Annotated in this window: 15 protein-coding genes; 5 read left to right on the forward strand and 10 right to left on the reverse strand. The window is 73.4% G+C overall.

Annotated elements, in window-relative coordinates:
* Positions 1 to 210 precede the first annotated feature (210 nt).
* The 6 genes from IL992_RS38185 to IL992_RS38210 all read right to left on the reverse strand — a co-directional run bounded on the left by IL992_RS38185 (position 211) and on the right by IL992_RS38210 (position 9,069).
* Positions 211 to 1,842, reverse strand: coding sequence for a GTPase (locus IL992_RS38185; RefSeq protein WP_193208177.1), 1,632 nt, complete (start codon positions 1,840 to 1,842; stop codon positions 211 to 213).
* Between the two features lie 58 nt (positions 1,843 to 1,900).
* Positions 1,901 to 4,036 carry a dynamin family protein gene (locus tag IL992_RS38190; protein ID WP_319019088.1) on the reverse strand — a complete coding sequence of 712 codons (2,136 nt, stop codon included), beginning with the start codon at positions 4,034 to 4,036 and terminating at the stop codon, positions 1,901 to 1,903.
* Positions 4,033 to 5,265, reverse strand: a complete 1,233-nt coding sequence (cobA, locus tag IL992_RS38195; RefSeq protein ID WP_193208178.1) for a uroporphyrinogen-III C-methyltransferase — start codon at positions 5,263 to 5,265, stop codon at positions 4,033 to 4,035. The genes IL992_RS38190 and cobA overlap by 4 nt, the downstream gene beginning before the upstream one ends.
* Positions 5,266 to 5,392: 127 nt before the next feature.
* Positions 5,393 to 6,478, reverse strand: coding sequence for a nicotinate-nucleotide--dimethylbenzimidazole phosphoribosyltransferase (gene cobT / locus IL992_RS38200; RefSeq protein WP_193208179.1), 1,086 nt, complete (start codon positions 6,476 to 6,478; stop codon positions 5,393 to 5,395).
* Positions 6,479 to 6,520: 42 nt separating this feature from the next.
* Positions 6,521 to 7,762 (reverse strand): sirohydrochlorin chelatase, encoded by a 1,242-nt coding sequence (locus IL992_RS47065; RefSeq protein ID WP_226874555.1) that lies wholly within the window; start codon positions 7,760 to 7,762, stop codon positions 6,521 to 6,523.
* Between the two features lie 218 nt (positions 7,763 to 7,980).
* Positions 7,981 to 9,069 (reverse strand): GNAT family N-acetyltransferase, encoded by a 1,089-nt coding sequence (locus tag IL992_RS38210; RefSeq protein ID WP_193208180.1) that lies wholly within the window; start codon positions 9,067 to 9,069, stop codon positions 7,981 to 7,983.
* Positions 9,070 to 9,203: 134 nt separating this feature from the next.
* On the opposite strand from IL992_RS38210, the gene IL992_RS38215 reads away from it, so the two are divergent.
* On the forward strand, positions 9,204 to 9,623 hold the full coding sequence (locus IL992_RS38215) for a DUF2795 domain-containing protein (RefSeq protein WP_193208181.1): 420 nt from the start codon (positions 9,204 to 9,206) through the stop codon (positions 9,621 to 9,623).
* A gap of 9 nt (positions 9,624 to 9,632) precedes the next feature.
* Positions 9,633 to 10,706, forward strand: a complete 1,074-nt coding sequence (locus IL992_RS38220; protein ID WP_193208182.1) for a baeRF2 domain-containing protein — start codon at positions 9,633 to 9,635, stop codon at positions 10,704 to 10,706.
* A 9-nt stretch (positions 10,707 to 10,715) separates the two neighbouring features.
* Here IL992_RS38220 and IL992_RS38225 read toward each other — a convergent pair whose 3' ends face one another.
* From IL992_RS38225 to IL992_RS38235, 3 genes are read right to left on the reverse strand one after another with little or no spacing between them, the layout of a single operon-like run.
* Positions 10,716 to 11,327, reverse strand: coding sequence for a LutC/YkgG family protein (locus IL992_RS38225; RefSeq protein WP_193208183.1), 612 nt, complete (start codon positions 11,325 to 11,327; stop codon positions 10,716 to 10,718).
* Positions 11,324 to 12,739, reverse strand: a complete 1,416-nt coding sequence (locus tag IL992_RS38230; protein ID WP_193208184.1) for a lactate utilization protein B — start codon at positions 12,737 to 12,739, stop codon at positions 11,324 to 11,326. Before IL992_RS38230 ends, IL992_RS38225 begins: the two co-directional genes overlap by 4 nt.
* The gene (locus IL992_RS38235) at positions 12,736 to 13,473 is read right to left on the reverse strand and encodes a (Fe-S)-binding protein (protein WP_193208185.1); all 738 of its coding nucleotides are present in this window, start codon (positions 13,471 to 13,473) and stop codon (positions 12,736 to 12,738) included. Before IL992_RS38235 ends, IL992_RS38230 begins: the two co-directional genes overlap by 4 nt.
* A 92-nt stretch (positions 13,474 to 13,565) precedes the next feature.
* Here IL992_RS38235 and IL992_RS38240 point away from each other — a divergent pair, with 92 nt between their 5' ends.
* Together IL992_RS38240 and IL992_RS38245 are read left to right on the forward strand one after the other, a co-directional pair.
* A complete protein-coding gene (locus tag IL992_RS38240) occupies positions 13,566 to 14,351 on the forward strand; it encodes a FadR/GntR family transcriptional regulator (RefSeq protein ID WP_193208186.1) in 786 nt (261 codons plus the stop codon).
* Positions 14,352 to 14,371: 20 nt separating this feature from the next.
* Positions 14,372 to 15,385: an LLM class F420-dependent oxidoreductase gene (locus tag IL992_RS38245; protein WP_193208187.1), complete on the forward strand. Its 1,014-nt coding sequence runs from the start codon at positions 14,372 to 14,374 to the stop codon at positions 15,383 to 15,385.
* Here the strand turns inward: IL992_RS38245 and IL992_RS38250 are convergent.
* Entirely contained in the window at positions 15,354 to 16,064 is a 711-nt protein-coding gene (locus tag IL992_RS38250; RefSeq protein ID WP_226874556.1) for a CTP synthase C-terminal region-related (seleno)protein, read from the reverse strand. The genes IL992_RS38245 and IL992_RS38250 overlap by 32 nt on opposite strands.
* A 75-nt stretch (positions 16,065 to 16,139) precedes the next feature.
* Here IL992_RS38250 and IL992_RS38255 point away from each other — a divergent pair, with 75 nt between their 5' ends.
* Complete coding sequence (locus IL992_RS38255) at positions 16,140 to 16,982, forward strand: LysR family transcriptional regulator (RefSeq protein WP_193208189.1); 843 nt, start codon at positions 16,140 to 16,142, stop codon at positions 16,980 to 16,982.
* The last annotated feature ends 125 nt before the right edge of the window (positions 16,983 to 17,107 follow it).

The raw sequence follows: 17,107 nt of genomic DNA on the forward strand, positions 1-17,107 counted from the left end.
CCGGTCACTCGCCGGGCTCGGGGGACACACTGGCCGCGCAGCCCACCGCCGTACGGGCCAGAAACCCGTTCTGTGGACGAAGCCGCGCCTGTGGACAACGCTCCGGCTTGTGCACGCGGTCGCCGGGCACGGGCGGACGGCAGGCGTCCAACTCCGGGTCGCAGGCGTTCAGCCCCCGGTCGCAGGCGTTCGGCCCCCGGTCGCAGGCGTTCAGCGCCGGGCGGCCGCCATGGCGCCGAAGAACTCGTTGTAGCGGCTCAGTTCGCGCTCGACCGGCTGGACGACCATGTCCTGCGCCAGGACGCCCACGCGACGTCTCATGTCGTGCTCCAGCCGGTCGCGTTCCTTGCCCGCGGCGAGCACCACGAAGTTCCTGCTCGCCATGGCCGAGAACAGGCCGAGCCCGAGGACGCTGATCATCATCAGCCCCACCCAGGGCAGCACGGCCACGTCGCCGAGGACCTCGGCCGGCGGACGGCCCGCCTTGAACACGCCGTACGCGAGGATCGCGCCCGCCCAGGCGAGGCTCGCGACGAACATGACCACCAGGAGGTACTGCCAGATCTTCAGCAGCCACCACCAGACGGGCACCCGGTCGAGCGGCGGAGCCACCTCCGACAGCTCCTCCGACAGCGCCTCGGGAAGCTCGTCCACCCGCGAGCGGGCCGCCTCGCGCACGCCGTCGCGCCACACCTCGGGCATGCCTCCCGTCAGCCCGTCGGCGAGCGCCTGCACCGCGTTGTCCACCTCGGCGGGCTGGGCGGTAACCGCACTCGCGACCAGGCCGCGGATGTCGTCCTTCACGGCCCCCAGGCGCAGGCTCTTCAGTGGGTCGGGCCGCAGCCGCGCCGCCCAGCGCGCGTACGGCCAGCCGACCCAGTCGCCGGACCTGACGGCGTACACGTTCTCGAGGGCCTCGCCGAGCGCGGAGACGCCGATCGCGTCGCACAGCGCGTCGACCAGCCCGGCGCGCCGCGCGCCGTCCACCGTGGGCTCGACCCGCAGCAACTCCGGCACGTCCTTCACCAGGCGCAGCACCAGCCGGTCGAGGTCGGCCTCCAGGCGCTGGTAGGCCGCACGCCGGGCGGCCACGGACTCGGCCAGGACGGCCTTCAGACTGTCCACGCCCTTGCCGGTGGTGGCGGACGTCGCGACCACCCGGGGATGCGTGACGCCCTCACGCCGGAGGAGATCCTCCAGGTCGGCCACGCACTCCGCCTGCTCCTCCGGGGTGAGCCGGTCGGACTGGTTCAGCACGAAGACCGTCACCGCGTCGTGCCCGGTCAGCTCGGTCACGTAACGCCGGTGCACCGAGGCGTCGGCGTACTTCTGCGGGTCGAGCACCCACACGATGAGGTCGGCCACCTGGATCAGCCGGTGGGCCTCGTGGTCGGTGAGCGCGCGGATCGAGTCGTGGTCGGGCAGGTCGAGCAGGATCAGCCCGTGCAACTGGCTCTCGCCCTTGTCGAGGGCGCTGGCGCGGGCGAACCGGTGCCGCCACTGGATCTGCAGCCAGTCGAGCAGCGGGCCCGCGCCGTCGATGCCCCACACGCAGGCGTGGGTGCGCGCCGTGGTCGGCCTGCGTACGCCGATGGGCGAGAGCTCCAGCCCGGAGACGGCGTTGAACAGGGACGACTTCCCGCTCCCCGTGCCACCGGCGAGCGCGACGACCGTGTGGTCGGACGACAGCTTGAGCCGGTCGCCCGCGCGCAGCAGGAGTTGGGCGGCCTCCGTGACCAGCGCCGGGTCGAGCCGGCCCTGTCCCAGCTCGACGATCTTGGCCAGGGCGGCGAGCCTGGAGCCGAGCCCGTGCTGGGTTTCGGCGGTGCTGACAGCCGTCATGGATTCCTCACCGTTGTGGCGGAGGCGTACCCGGGCGTGATCTGCCGGATCGGCTCCGTCATCGTGCGACCTCGAGGTTGTACGTTGCCTGGTAGAGCCGCGTCGCCGCGGCCTCGTCCGGGATGCCGGCGCTGTCGAGCGCGTCGACGTACCGGAGAGTCTCCTCGTCGAAGAGCAGGCCGACGCGAGCGCGCAGGTCGCTGCGGGCCTTGGCGCTGATGTTGCGCAGCGACTCGGCGCCGAGCAGGCCGCGCAGCAGCCGCTGGGGCAGCGCGGCGGCGCCCGCGCCCGCCGGCGCGTCCGTGGCCCCGTAGCCGAGCAGGCCGATCATGAAGATCAGCGAGAGCGACTCCACGTCGAAGGAGATCAGCTTGGCCACCGACCGCTTGGTCACGCCCTCGGTGCGGATCAGTTCGGTGACGTGGTCCTGCCAGGCGGTGATGGTCCTGGTGGTCCTGCGGGCGATCTCCTCCGAGGGGCGGCCGAGCCCGGGTGTCGCGGCCAGGCGGTCGCCCGCGCCCGCCCGCTGCCGCCAGCGCGCCACGGCCTCCTCGGCGGCCTGCTGGACGGCCGAGTTGACCAGCGCTTCGAGGCCCGCCCGCAGGGCGGTCTTCAGCCCGCGCACCCGCTCGGGGCCCTGCTGGTGGCCCTTGGCGCCGCGGCGCAACTGGAGCGTGCGCATGAGGTCGCCGGAGCCGGCGAAGTCCTGCCACCGCGCGAGCACCTCCCCGCGCAGCAGCGAGCCGTCCCTGGTCGCCTCGTCGATCCGCGCCAGGGCGCCCATGTAGGCCGCGTCGACGTCGGAACGCAGATCGGCGCGCAGGGCGACCTGGGTCTCGAGGTGCCGGGCCAGCGCGGGCAGCCGGGTGCGGAAGCTGTTCAGCACGCCGTTGAGCGTGGCCGTGACCGCCGCCTCCCGCCGCTCGTCGTCGACCGACAGCGCGGACAGCCACATGCGAAGATCCGCGATCTCGATCTCGGGCAGCCGTCCGTCCTGTACGGATGTCTCGTTGATGACGAAGCGCTCGACCTCGCCCAGGCCGTACTCGTTCAGCATCCGGCCGAAGTGCTTGACGACGACCTCGCGGGACTTCGGCGGCACGCGGGACAGCACGATAACCAGGCGCGCCCCGCGCTCCTTGGCCCGGCGCAGCAGGCCCCAGGACGGCGCGTCGGCGTACCGGGACGCCGTGGTGACGAACACCCACAGGTCGGCGGCGTCCAGCATGCGGTGCGCGATCTCGTGGTGCTCCTCCACGACCGAGTCGATGTCGGGCGTGTCGAGCAGCGCGAGCCCCCGGGGCAGGGACGGGCTCGACGTCAGCACCACACTGCCGGGCGCGGCGTCCCGCGTGGGTTCTTCGAGCCTTTCCAGGCCGCCGAGGAGATCGCCCCGCGCGTACCACTCGTGGTCGTCCGGGTGGCACACGATCACGGGCGTCGCCGTGGTCGGGCGGCGCACCCCCGTGGCCGAGACCTTCCCCCCGGCGAGGGAGTTGACGATGGTGGACTTGCCCGCCCCCGTAGAACCGGCGACGGCGATCAGCGCGGGCGCGGTGCTCATGTGGACGCGAGGGATGACATAGTCGTCGAGCTGCGCCAGGACCGCCGCCTGCGCCTTGCGCGCCTCTTCGGAACCCGGCACGTCGAGGCCGAAGTGCAGGCCCTTCACCGCCGTACGGAGCTGGTTGAGCGCCTCGGTCAGCGCCGCCGAGACCGGCTCCGGCATCGGGAACGAACGGACCCCGTCGTCGTCGGCGCCCTCCGCGTTCCCGGCCTCATCGGCGTTCCCGTCGTCCTCTGCGTGCTCCGCGTCTTCGGCGCCCTCCGAGTCGTCCTCGAGGTCCTCCGAGACCTCAAGGTTCTCGGCGTTCTCGGCGTCTGCCGCGTCTTCGGCGTCCTGTTCGCCGTCGCCGTCCGCCGGCTCGCCCTCGGAATCCCCGCCGGGCCGTACGGAGTCGCCCTCGGCCGCGTCCCCGGCGGACCCGTCGGACGGGGCAGACGGCCGCCCACGCGAGCCCGAGGGATCCGAAGCGGGCTCCGGCCCGGGCTCGTCGTCGCGGATCGGGCGGAACGCGATGGTCTGCTCACCCGGCGACTCCGGGTGCTCCTCGATGTCCGGCTCCTCGGTCACGGCGTCGCCGGAACCCGCACCGGTCCCGTGGTCGGGCGTGTTCCTGGCTGCCGATCTCACGGGATCCGCTCCGCTCGCACCATTTCGATCTCCTGGCCGACCTTGACGACCTCGCCGACGATCACGATCGCCGGAGGCCGCACTCCGGCCGCGGTCACCCGTTCCGCCACGGTCGACAACGTGGCGGCAACGGCTCGCTGGGTCGGAAGAGTACCGTCCTGTACCACCATCACGGGAGTTTCCGGTGAACGTCCGTCTCGCACCAGCGTTTCGGCGATCTCCTTGATCCGTTCGACCGCCATGAGAAGTATCAGGGTTCCGGCCGATCTCGCCAATCCGGGCCAGTCGACGGTGGACCTGGGGTCGCCGGGCGCGACGTGCACGGAGATGACGTGGAACTCCTGGCTCACCCCGCGGTGGGTGACCGGGACCCCGGCGGCCCCGGGGACCGCGACCGCGCTGGTGATCCCGGGCACCACGGTCACCGGGATGCCCGCCCGGGCACAGGCGATCATCTCCTCGCCGCCGCGGCCGAAGACGAACGGGTCGCCGCCCTTCAGCCGTACGACGAACCTGCCCTTGCGGGCGTGCTCGATGAGCAGTTCGTTGATCTTCTCCTGGGGCAGCGACCGGCCGTACGGCACCTTCGCGGCGTCGATCAGCTCGACGTCGGGCGACAGCTCGTCCAGGAGCGCCCGGGGGGCGAGGCGGTCGGCCACGACCACGTCGGCCTGGGCCAGGAGCTGGCGTCCCCGCACCGTGATCAGGCCGGGGTCGCCGGGACCGCCGCCCACCAGCGCGACGCCGACCGGCTTGGTGCGGTGCCGCCGGGCGTCCACGGTGCCGTCGCGCAGCGCGCCCACGATCGCGTCGCGGATGCCGGCCGCGCGGCGGGGGTCGCCACCGGCGGTGACCGCCACGCCGACCTCGTCCACCCGCCCGCTGGCGGGGGTCCAGGCCGCCGAGGCGTCCTTGTCGTCGGCCCGCACGCACCAGATGCGCTTGGCCTCGGCCTCGGCGGCGATCGCGGTGTTGACGTCGCGGTGGTCGGTGCAGGCGTGCACCAGCCAGGCGCCGTCGCAGTCGCCGACCTGGTAGGGCCGCCGCTCCCAGGTCACCCGGCCCGTGGCGATGAGGTCGTCCAGCGCCGGGGTGACACTGGGCGAGACCAGGGTGACGGAGGCTCCGGCGTCGAGCAGTGCGGGGACCCGTCGCTGAGCGACGCGTCCGCCGCCGACCACGAGCACACGCCGCCCGTCGAGGCGGAGGCCGAGCAGGTAGGGCGCCATGACCCCTGTCTCCCTATTGCGTCAAGCGTGCATTGTTAGGAGGCAAACCTACCCGCTGGGCTCGGGCGACATTCACAGGATGAGACTTGTGAGTCCACGGGCGGGCGCCCGCGGGCCCGCACCGGGCTCACTCGCCCTTGTCCGCCACACCCGCGGAGTCGAAGGTGGCGACCTCGTGCATGACCCGCGCCGCCGCGCTGACCAGAGGGTGGGCGAGCAGCCCGCCGGTTCCCTCCCCGAGGCGCAGCCGCAGGTCGACGAGCGGGTCGAGGCCCAGGCGGGCCAGCGCCGCCGCGTGGCCGGGCTCGGCCGAGCGGTGCCCGGCCAGGCAGTAGCCGATCGCGTCGGGCGCGAGCGCGCCGGCCACCAGGGCCGCTGCTCCGGCGATCACCCCGTCGAGGATGACGGGCACCCGGGCCGCGGCGGCGCCGAGCACGAAACCGGCGATCGCCGCGTGCTCCAGGCCGCCGACCGCCGCGAGCACGCGCAGCGCCTCGTCTGGTCCCTCCGGTACGGCTCCCGCCTCGGTGATCCCGTTGGCCCGCAGGCCCCGCCGTACGATCTCGATCTTGTGCGCGTAGGTGGCGTCGTCGACGCCGGTCCCCCGCCCGGTGACCCCGACGGCGGGCCTGCCGGTGAAGGCGCAGATCAGGGCGGCCGACGCGGTGGTGTTCGCGATGCCCATGTCGCCGCTGACCAGGCAGCGCCCGCCCGCGTCCACCAGATCGCGAGCGACCTCGATCCCTACCGTCAGGGCGGCCGTGGCCTGCTCCCGCGTCATCGCGGGTCCCTGCGACAGGTCGGCCGTGCCGTACGCGACCTTGCGGTCGAGCAATCCGGGCGCGGGCGGCAGGTCGGCCGCGACGCCCACGTCCACCACGGTCACCGACGCGCCCACCTCGGCGGCGAAGGCGTTGGCGACCGCTCCTCCCGCCGTGAAGTTGGCCACCATCTGCGCGGTGACCTCCTGCGGCCAGGGGCTCACCCCCTGCGCGTGCACGCCGTGGTCGGCGGCGAAGATCGCCAGGGCGGCCGGGACCGGGAGCGGCGGCGGGCAGGTCCCGGCGATGCCGGCGAGCCGCACCGCGACGTCCTCGAGCACCCCGAGCGAGCCGCTCGGCTTGGTGAGCCTGTCCTGGTGGGCCCTGGCCTCCGCCATGGGGCCGGGCTCGACCGGGCGGATGGCACCGATCGTCTCGCCGAGGGACGTCATGCTCTCTCCTTCTGAGCGGTGTCTACGCCGCCTGCGCGGTGTCTACACCGCGCTGGCGACTCCGGGCTGGGCGAGCGGCCCGTCCGGCGCATCGCCGCGGGGCTCCTCCCCCGCCTCGCCGCGGCCGGCCACGCCGATCATGCTATCGGCCTCGATCTCGCCGTCCGTCTGCGGTTCCGGCGTCTCGGCATCGAGCGTCTCGGCATCGAGCGTCTCCGCGTCGAAGGCGTCCAGGTCGAGCGGTTCCAGCTCCAGGGGCGCAGAGTCCAGTGGCTCGGCGCCCAGCGGCTCGGGGCCCAGCGGCTCAGAGTCCAACGGCCCGGGGCTCGGCGGCTCGGCGCCAGCGTCCCTGCTCGTGTTCAGGCGCGGGGCGATGGCGGTCACGAGGCCTGCGCCGGTCTCGACGTGCGGCATGCGCCCGGCGGGGAACGGCCGGGTCACCGGCAGCACCGCGGACGGGCGGCGCGCGGCCGGCGCCGAGGACTGACCGCCCCCGGCGAGCGCCTCCTCGTACCTGTCGATCACCACGTCGGCGAGGCCCTCGCAGTCGCCGATCACCTCGGCGCAGCGGATGTCGAGGCCCTCGTGGTTGGCGCCGTACGCCAGCGCCTGCGCCCAGATGCGTTCGAGGACTCCGCCGGCGAACAGGACGTACGGCAGGACGATCACGCGCTTGGCGCCGAGCCTGCGGCAGCGCTCCAGGCCGCCCGGCACGCCGGGGCGGGTGTGCGACACGTAGGCGGTCTCCACCGTCAGCAGGTCGGCGGCGTGGGTCTCCCAGAACAGCCGGGAGACCCGGTGGACCTCGGCGTTGACGGCGGGGTCGGTGGAGCCGTGCCCGACCAGGACGACCGCGGTCTCGCCGGGCGCGATCTCGGCGGGCGGCTCGTCGGTCACGAACCGCGGCATCTCCGCGCGGGCGTCGGCGAGCCGCTCCGCGAGCAGCTTGAGCACGCGCGGGTCGGGCCCGAGGGGGCGGCCGAGGTCGTATTCGAGCGTGGGGTGCCGCTCCTGCTCCAGGGCCATGGTGCCGGGGATGTCCCCGAGCGCGCGCCGGTCGCCGGTCAGGCTGAGCGGCACCGCGATCAGATGGTGGTGCCCCCGGGCCACGAGAGAGGCGATGGAGTCGCCGAGCGGGGGGCGGGCGTTCGTGATGAAGCCGCCGCTCACCTCGGCGGGAAGCCCGTCGAGGCGGCAGCGAAGGCGGTGAACGAACCTGCCGAACTCGGCGGCGCCGGTCTCATCGTGGGTGCCGTGGCCGATGAGCAGCAGCGGCGGTTTCATCTAGCTGATCTCCCCTGCAGTTGACCTGCGTGTCGTTCACAATCCCCCGCTCCCGTCCGGGCCGGCGCCGCCCGTGTGCATGCCGGGGCGGGGTCTCCCGCTTCAGGGACGCGCGCTCACCGGCCGGCGGGAGGTCACGGCTGGCGAGGATAGCCTTCCGGCCCTCAATCATGGTGGTCGCTTGACCGATGGGCACAGCGACTAGGGGGATTCTTTACCTAATGCCATGAAATTTCCCCGTTGAGCATGCCGAACAGGACGGCGTCGGCCCAGCCCCCCGGGACCGGCAGCGCCTGCCGCATGATGCCCTCCTCGATGAACCCGGCCTTCCTCGCGACCGCCTGACTCGCGCGGTTGCCCGTCGCGACCAGCAGGTGGACCCGGTGGAAGCCGAGGTCGAACAGGTAGGCCGTGGCCAGCCGCGTGGCCTCCACCGCGTACCCCCTGCGGCGGGCCCACGGCGCGATCCAGTACCCCAGTTCGGCGTCTCCACGCTCGTGGTCCTCGCGCTGCACGCCGATGGCTCCGGCGAGCCGTTCCCCGTCCTTCGGCTGTATCGCGAAGTTGCCACCATAGCCGGGGCCGTTCGCGTGCGCGAGCCGGGTGCACCACTCCAGCGCGCGCTCCAGCGTGTACCCCTCGGCCCACGGCATCCAGCGGGCGATCTCGGAATCGCCCTTGACCGCGTCGACGACGTCGAAGGCGTCCTGCCGGGCGAACGGCCGCAGGACCAGCCGCTCGCTCTCGATCCTGCGGCGCGGGACCGACCGCTCGTCGCCGCGCAGGCGGCCGAAGACCACCAGGTCGTGCGGGCCGTCGTCTTCGAATCCCGCGCCGCGGAGCAGTCCCTCGCGGGTGAAGCCGGCCTTCTCCGCGACCCTGATCGAGGCGAGGTTGTCGGCGTTGGCCCGCAGTTCGACGCGCCTCAGCGGGCCCTCCCCGAGCAGGCGGCCGACGAGCCCGCGGACGGCCTCGGTGGCGTATCCCCGGCGGCGGTAGGCGGGATGCACGCCGTATCCCACCTCCGCGGTGCCCGCGCCCCACTGGGCCTTGAAGACGCTGATCGACCCGACCACGCCGTCCCGCGCGTGCATCGCGAGGTGGATGCCCTGGCCCGAGCGCCACAGCTCGTGCACGCCGTACGACAGCCACTGCGCGATGCCGGACGCGTGCCCGGGCGCGCCCGGCGGCAGCGCGGTGGGATGCGCGCCGTCCTCGATGATGGCCCGCACCTGGCCCGCGTCCCCGGGGCCGAACGGCCGCAGGATCAGCCGTTCGGTGTTGATCGTCAACCGCTCGTCGAACAATGCGTCACTCCATCACATAAGCGGATTTTTCGCCCGCCGCAGATTATGTGGGACACGGCCTCACCGCTCTCGATGTTTGGGGCAGGCGGTCCGGGTACGAGGCACGTCAGTGACCCTAATCGGGAGGTGAGGTCATGAGTATCCAACGCGGCAGCGCCAAGCACGGCCGCCGGCTCGACGAGCAGCAGAAGCACGAGACGCAAGGCCTCGTGCAGGGCGCCGGGAGCAGCCGGGCCGAGGAGTGGCGTGAGCCCGAGCCGACGCAGGAGCCCGAGGAGGACATGTCGCCGACGCGCCGGCAGCCGCCCGGCCGCGAACCCGGAACGCCGCTCGGCATCACCCCCGCCGACGTGGAGCGGCGCAGCCACCTCGCCACCTGGCTCAGCGACGCCGGTTTCCCCGCCGACCCGGCCAAACTGCTCGCCCACGCGGAACGCAAGAACGCCCCCGACGCCGTGATCGACGCCGTACGGCGGCTGCCCGAGATGAGGTTCCACAACATCGGGGAGGTGGCGGAGGCGCTCGGGCTCGGAGTGGAACGGCAGCGCTGGTAAGGAGGCCCCGTGAGACTGGACTTCATTCGCGGGCTGTACGAGCGGGGCGGCCCGTACGCCTCGGTATACGTGGACACCGACCGGTCGTCCGAGGGCGCGGCCAACGTGATCCAGCGGCGGTGGGCCCAGCTCAGGGAGCGGCTCGCCGAGGAAGGGGCGCCGGCCTCGGCCCTCGACCCGATAAGCGAGCTGATGCTCGATCCCGTGTGGGCCGCGCCCGGCCGCGCCGCCTTCGCCAGGGAGGGCGAGGTCGTGCTCACCGAGCCGCTCGCCCACCGGCCGCGCCGCCAGACCGCGCGGTGGTCGCCGCTCCCCCACGTGGTGCCGCTGCTCGCGCAGCGCGGCGAGCACGTCCCGCACCTCGAGGTGCTGGCCGACCGGGCCGGAGGCGACGTCGCCGTCGTGGCCGACGGGCGGCGGCGTGAGCTGACGGTGGAGGTGGCGGACCCGGACCGGTCGCTCCAGAAGACCGGCCAGGGCGGCTGGTCGCAGGCCAACTTCGACCGAGAGGTCGAGGAGGGATGGCGCCGCAACGCCGTGGCCCTCGCCGAGGTGGTCGAGAAGGAGGCGCACGGCATCGGCGCGGAGGTCGTGGTGCTGGCCGGCGACCCCAAGGCCCGCGCGCTCGTCACCGACTATCTCGCCAAGGACGTCGTACGGCGGCTGACGGTGGCCGAGCACGGCAGCCGCGCCCCGGGCGCCGACCTGGACCACTTCCGGCAGGAGGTCGAAGGGGCCTGCCGGGCCTGGACCGAGCGACGCTACGAGGAGCTGCTGAACACGTACGCGTCCGGCAACGCCGTGGCGGGCCTGACGGAGACGGCACGCGCGCTCCGCGATCGGCGGGTGGGCACGGTGCTGATGCACGACGACCCGTCCTCCACGGCCATGATGTGGATCGGGCCCGAGCCCACGCAGTTGTCCACCGACCCGGCGGAGCTGGCCGCCTGGGGGGTCGAGGAGCCGATGCGGGAACGCGCGGACGCCGCCCTCGCGCGGGCGGTGGCCGCGACCGACGCCGAGCTGTGGTTCGTCCCGCGCCTCGACTCACCCGACGGCATCGGCGCGCTGCTGCGTTTCTGATCCGGAAGCTCAGGTCACGATCAGCACTTCGAGCGTGCGGGGGCCGTGGACGCCCTCGACCCGGTTCAACTCGATGTCGCTGGTCGCCGAGGGACCGCTGATCCAGGTCAGGGGCCGCGCGGGGGCGAGCAGGGCGACGGCGTCCGGCACCCCCGCGACGACCTGGGCGGCCCGCACCACGCACAGGTGATAGTCGGGCACCAGCGTGAGCGCCCGCCGGCCCTGGCCCGGCCCGGTGTCGAGGACGATCGTGCCGGTCTCGGCGATCGCGGCCGCGCAGGTGGTGAGCACGCCGTCCACGGCGTCGAGGTCGGCGGCGCTCAGCGGCGGGTCGTCGGCGACCGCCTCCACGTCCGCGGCGGCGAGCCACGGCGCGGGGAACCCGGCGGGCACGACGACCCGCCGCGCCCCGCGCCCGGAGAGAGACAGCGCGACGCGCTCGGCCACGCCCGCCTCGTCCACGACGTGGACCACGGCGCGGTAGTCGCGGACCCGCTCCTCGAACAGGCGGATCTCGCCCGGCGTCCGCGAGGGCCCGCGGTAGGCGCGGGTGATCTCGACGTCGGGCACGCCCGCCAAGGCGCGGCGGACCCGGGCGAGGATCAGGTCGCGGGAGCTCATCGGCGGCCTCCGTCCGTGCGGTCCCACCATTCGCGGAACGACTCGCGGGGCACCTCGGGGAGGTCCCTGGTGTCGGTCCATCCGGCGAGCGGCCCGGGCAGCCTGCGGGGCACGAGCCGGCGCAGCCGTCCCCCGGCCCGCTGCAGGCGCGCCAGCCGTCCCGACCGCTCGAACACCCACCCGGCCGCCGCCATCCCCGCGCGCTCCGGCCAGGGGTGGCGCGCCCGGGCCCGCAGGTCCACCAGTACGGACGGGATGTCGATGGCCACCGGGCAGACCTCGTAGCAGGCGCCGCACAGCGAGGAGGCGTACGGCAGCGAGCGGTCGAGTTCGGAGCCCATGCCGCGAAGCTGCGGCGTCAGGATCGCCCCGATCGGCCCGGGATAGACCGACCCGTACGCGTGGCCGCCCGCCCGTTCGTACACCGGGCAGACGTTGAGGCAGGCCGAGCAGCGGATGCAGCGCAGCGCCTGCCGCCCCACCTCGTCGGCGAGCACGCCGGTGCGGCCGTTGTCGAGCAGCACGAGGTGGAACTCCTGGCCCTCGGCGGCGCCGGTCCACGTCGAGGTGTAGGGGTTCATCCGCTCCCCGGTGGAGCTGCGGGGCAGCAGCTGCAGGAAGACCTCCAGGTCGCGCCATGTCGGCAGCACCTTCTCTATGCCGACCACGCTGATCAGCGTGGTCGGCAGCGTGAGGCACATGCGGCCGTTGCCCTCGGACTCCAGCACGACCATGGTGCCGGTCTCGGCGATCGCGAAGTTGGCCCCGGAGATCGCCACCTTGGTCTTCAGGAAGCGCTCGCGCAGGTGGAGCCGGGCCGCCTCGGCCAGCGCCGCGGGGTCGTCGGTCAGGTCCTCGGGGGCGGGCCGGCCCCAGCCGGACATGTGCTCGGCGAAGGTCTCCCTGATCTCCGCGCGGTTGCGGTGGATCGCCGGGACGAGGATGTGCGAGGGCCGGTCGTCGCCCAGTTGGACGATGAGCTCGGCGAGGTCGGTCTCGTAGGCGGTGATGCCGTGCTGGAGCAGCGCCTCGTTGAGGCCGATCTCCTGGGTGGCCATCGACTTGACCTTGACGACCTCGGTCTCGCCCGTGGCCTTCACCAGATCGGTGACGATCCGGTTGGCCTCGGCCGCGTCGGCGGCCCAGTGGACATGGCCTCCGGCCGCCGTGACGGCCTCCTCCAGCTGGACCAGGTATCTGTCGAGGTTGCGGAGCGTGTGCTCCTTGATCGCCCGGCCGGCCTCGCGCAGCTCGGCCCAGTCGGGCGCCTCCGCGACGACGCTCGCCCGCCTGGCCCTGATCGTTCTGGTCGCCTTGCGCAGGTTGAACCGCAGCTGCGAGTCCCGCAGGGCTCTGGCGGCGTTGCGAGGGAAGGGCCGGGTCGCCGGCATGCCGAGGAAGGTGACGCTCATCGGACTCCCGCCGTCTCGGTCGCGCAGAGGATCTCGGCCAGGTGCATGACCCGTACGCCCGACTTCTGCCGGCCGAGCATGCCGCCGATGTGCATCAGGCACGAGTTGTCGGCCGCGCACAGCACCTCTGCGCCGGTGTCGAGGACGGCCCGCACCTTGTCGGCGCACATCGCCGCGGACACGTCGGCGTTCTTCAGCGCGAAGGTGCCGCCGAAGCCGCAGCACTCCTCCGCGCCCGGCAGCGGCACCAGTTCGAGCCCCTTGACCTGGCGTAACAGCGTCAGCGGGCGGTCGCCCAGGTGGATGCCGCGCAGCGAGTGGCAGGTCGGGTGGTAGGTGACCCGGTGCGGGAAGTAGGCCCCCACGTCGGTCATCCCCAGCACGTCGACCAGGAACTCGGTCAGCTCGTACGTCCTGGGCACGACCTGCGCCACCGCGTCGGCGAAGGGCCCGGACGAGTGGGCCAGCTTCGGGTACTGCTCGCGGATCATGGCGGCGCACGAGCCCGAGGGGACGACGACCGCGTCGTAGCCGCGCAGCGCCGCCACGGTGCGCCGGGCCAGCCGTACGGCCTCGTCCCGGTAGCCGGTGTTGGCGTGCATCTGGCCGCAGCAGGTCTGGGCGCGGGGGAAGTCGGCCTCCACGCCGAGACGGCGCAGCAGGCGCACGACCGCCCGCCCGGTGTCCGGGAAGAGCGTGTCGTTGACGCAGGTGACGAACAGGGCTACCCGCACATGCCCTCCCGGCGTGTATGGTCAGACCAAATATGGTCAGACCATACATCCTGGTTCGCCCCCGGCGACACCGGCATCGCGAGGAGCCGTAGTTGACCACCGACGAACGCCGGCGTCCGGACGCCCGCCCCCGCGCCTTCGAGGAGGTGCTCGCCCGCATCGAGGAGCGGATCGCGGCCGACGGCCTGACCGTGGGCGACCGCCTGCCGGGCGAACGGCAGCTCGCCGAGCAGCTCGGCGTCGGCCGGTCGTCGGTCAGGGAGGCGCTGCGCGTGCTGGAGACCCTCGGAGTGGTCGCGTCGCAGGCCGGCCGGGGCCCGGACGCCGGGGCGGTGCTCACCTCCCGCCCGGGAAACGCGCTCACCGACCTGCTCCGGCTGCACCTCGGCCTCGCGACGCTCTCGATGCGCGAGGTGATCGACACCCGGCTGATGATCGAGCAGTGGGCCGCGGCCCGGGCGGCGGCTGGCGCGCTGTCGGCTTCCACGCGGACGGCTTCCACGCGGATGGCTTCCACGCGGATGGCTTCCACGCGGATGGCTTCCACGCGGATGGCGACGGCGCGGATGGCGGAGGCGATCGCGGCCATGGACGCCGCCCACGACCCCGCCGAGTTCGTCGAGCACGACATCGCGTTCCACCTGGCTCTCGCGGAGGCGGCGGGCAACCGGCTGATCGTGGCGGTCATGCGGGCGCTGCGCGACGCCCTGCGCCGCTACGCCGTGGACGCGGTCGTACGGCTCGGCGACACGGGCGGCCTGCAGGACGACCACCGGCGCATCCACCGGGCGATCGAGGACGGCGACGCCGGGGCCGCGGCGGCCGCCGTCGCCGAGCACCTCGCACGTGCCTATCCGGAGTCTGGCCCGGATTCGTAGAACGTGTTCTAATCACGCGTGTGGCCGATGATCTGAGACTCGGGCTGAACCTCGGGTACTGGCAGCGGAACGCCGACGACGCGACCGAGGTCGTGCGGACCGCCGAGCGGCTGGGATACGAGTCGGTGTGGACCGCCGAGGCGTACGGCAGCGACGCGTTCACCCCGCTGGCCTGGTATGGCGCCAGGACAAGCCACATCAAGCTCGGCACCAGCGTCGCCCAGTTGTCCGCCCGGCCGCCGGTGACGACCGCGATGACCGCGATGACGCTCGACCATCTGACCGGCGGGCGGCTGCTGCTCGGCGTCGGCGCCTCGGGCCCGCAGGTCGTCGAGGGCTGGTATGGCCGGCCGTTCGCCGCGCCGCTCGCCCGCACCCGGGAGTACGTCGAGATCATGCGCAGGGTGTGGCGACGGGATGAGCCGGTGACGAACCCCGGCCCGCACTATCCGCTGCCGCTGCCCGGCGGCCTCGGCAAGCCGCTCAAGCTGATCACCCATCCGCTGCGGCCCGACATTCCGGTCTACCTGGGGGCCGAGGGCCCGAAGAACGTCGCGCTCGCCGCCGAGATCGGACAGGGCTGGCTGCCGCTGTTCGCCTTCCCTGAGAAGATCGAGGCGATGTACGGCGACGCGTTGACCCGGGCGAAACCGGGATTCGACGTCGCCGCCATGGTCATGGTGGTCGTCACCGACGACCTGCGGGCCGCGCTCGACGGCGTGAAGATGATGCTGACGCTCTACATCGGCGGCATGGGGGCCAAGACCCGCAACTTCCACGCCGACATCATCGGCCGCATGGGCTACGCCGAGCAGGCCCGCCGCATCCAGGAGCTGTACCTGGCCGGCCGCCGCGACGAGGCGTTCGCCGCCATCCCCGACGAGCTGGCCGACGGCATCGCGCTCCTCGGGCCGCTCGGCCGCATCCGGGAGCGGCTGGAACTGTGGCGGCGCAGCCCGGTGACCACGCTGCTCGTCATGGGCCCCCGCGACGAGCCCACGCTCAGAGCCGTACGGGATCTGGTCCTCGGCTGAGCGCGGCCCGGTCGGCGGCAGCGGCGGCGAACGCGCGCACGAGCGGATGGGGCCGGCGCTCGGCCAGCTCGGGCTGGAACAGCGTGACCAGATAGAAGGGGTGGCCGGGCAGCTCGGCCACCCGCGTCTCCCCCTCCTCGTCATGGCCGGTGAAGCGCAGGCCGTGGGCCTCCAGGGTCTCCAGATAGGCGGGATCGGGGCCGTAGGAGCAGAAGTAGCGCTCCACGGTCCGGTCGGCGCCGACGATCCGCTCGGCGAGCGAGCCGGGGACGAGCCGCACCGCCGCCTCGTGCCCGGCGAGGGAGCAGGCGAGCTGCCTGATCAGCGGGTTCGGGGCGTCCGGGTCGTTCTCCGCGTGGCTCACGCTCAGCCCGCACACGTGGCGGGCGTACTCAAGCAGCGCGTGCTGGAATCCGGCGCAGGTGCCGAGCAGCGGGAGCGCGTTCTCCCTGGCGGTCCTGGCGGCCGTGATCGCGCCCTGCTCGCTGCGGTAGGGGCTGCCGGGCAGGATCCAGATGCCGTCGAACCCGCCGAGATCGGCGACCTCGTCGGTCCTGATCCAGTAGGCGTCCAGGTCCAGCCCCTCACGCTCGCGCAGCGCCTCGAGGATGAGCGGGATGCGGGTGTGGGAGCGGACGGCGGGTGACCGGTCGCCCACCAGTGCGATGCGGGGTCTCATGACCTCCATGCTGACGACGTGCGAACTTAATGACAAATGATGATTTCTGGGGTCTGCATAAGCGATGCTGATGTCGTGGACCCTCATCTGCTGCGCACGTTCGTGACCGTGGTCGCCGAGGGGTCGTTCTCGGCCGCCGCGGATCGGCTCGGCTACACCCAGCCCGCGGTGTCCCAGCAGATCGCCGCGCTGGAGGCCGACCTCGGGGTGCCGCTGCTCACCCGCCGCCCCGTACGGCCGACCCGGGCGGGCGAGCGCCTGCTGGAGCACGCGGGGCCGCTGCTGCTGCGACTGCGGGCCGCGCGGGCGGACGTGGCGCGACTGTCCGCGCAGCCGCGGACCCTCACCGTCGCCGCCGGCCCGCTCGCCCTCACGGCGGGTACGGCGGCGGCGCTGGCCGGGGTGACGACGCTGCGCATCGCCGGCGCGGCGGCGGCCGTGGCGCTGGTGGCCTCGGGCGAGGCCGACCTCGCGCTGGCCGACGGCCCGGCCGCGCCCTCCGACCCGCTGAACCTCCCCGACGCGGGGCCGCTCACCACCGTCGGCGTACGCGAGGAGGAACTGGTGGTCGTGCTGCCGGAGGGGCATCCGCTGGCGGGCCGGGGCGGCCTGCGACTGGACGACCTGGCCGACGCCCTGTGGGTGGACGCGCCGGAGGTGATGCCGCTCGACCGCCTGCGCGCGGCGGCACGGCTCGACGGGCTGCGGCCGGGCATCCGATACGAGGGCCACGACCCGGCCGTCGCGGCGCGCCTGGCCGCGGCCGGGCACGGCCTGACCCTGCTGCCCGCGTCCGCCGCGCCGTGCGGGGTGCGGGTGCCGCTGGTCGCGCCGAGGATCGTCCACCGGGTCGAACTGGTGCACGCGGCCCTCCCGCCCGGCCCCGCCGCCGAGGTCGTCCGCGCCCTCACGTCCTGAGACGTCCAGACCGCCAACCGGCTGGACGGATGCTCATTTGTCGTGTGAGCCGCCCCGGCGACACTCGCAGAATTCACCTCGTGGCCATTCAGCGCATGATCACCATCAGTTGAACAGCGATACTT

This window comes from Microbispora sitophila, assembly GCF_014892245.1.
In the GTDB taxonomy this organism is placed as follows: Bacteria; Actinomycetota; Actinomycetes; order Streptosporangiales; family Streptosporangiaceae; genus Microbispora; species Microbispora siamensis.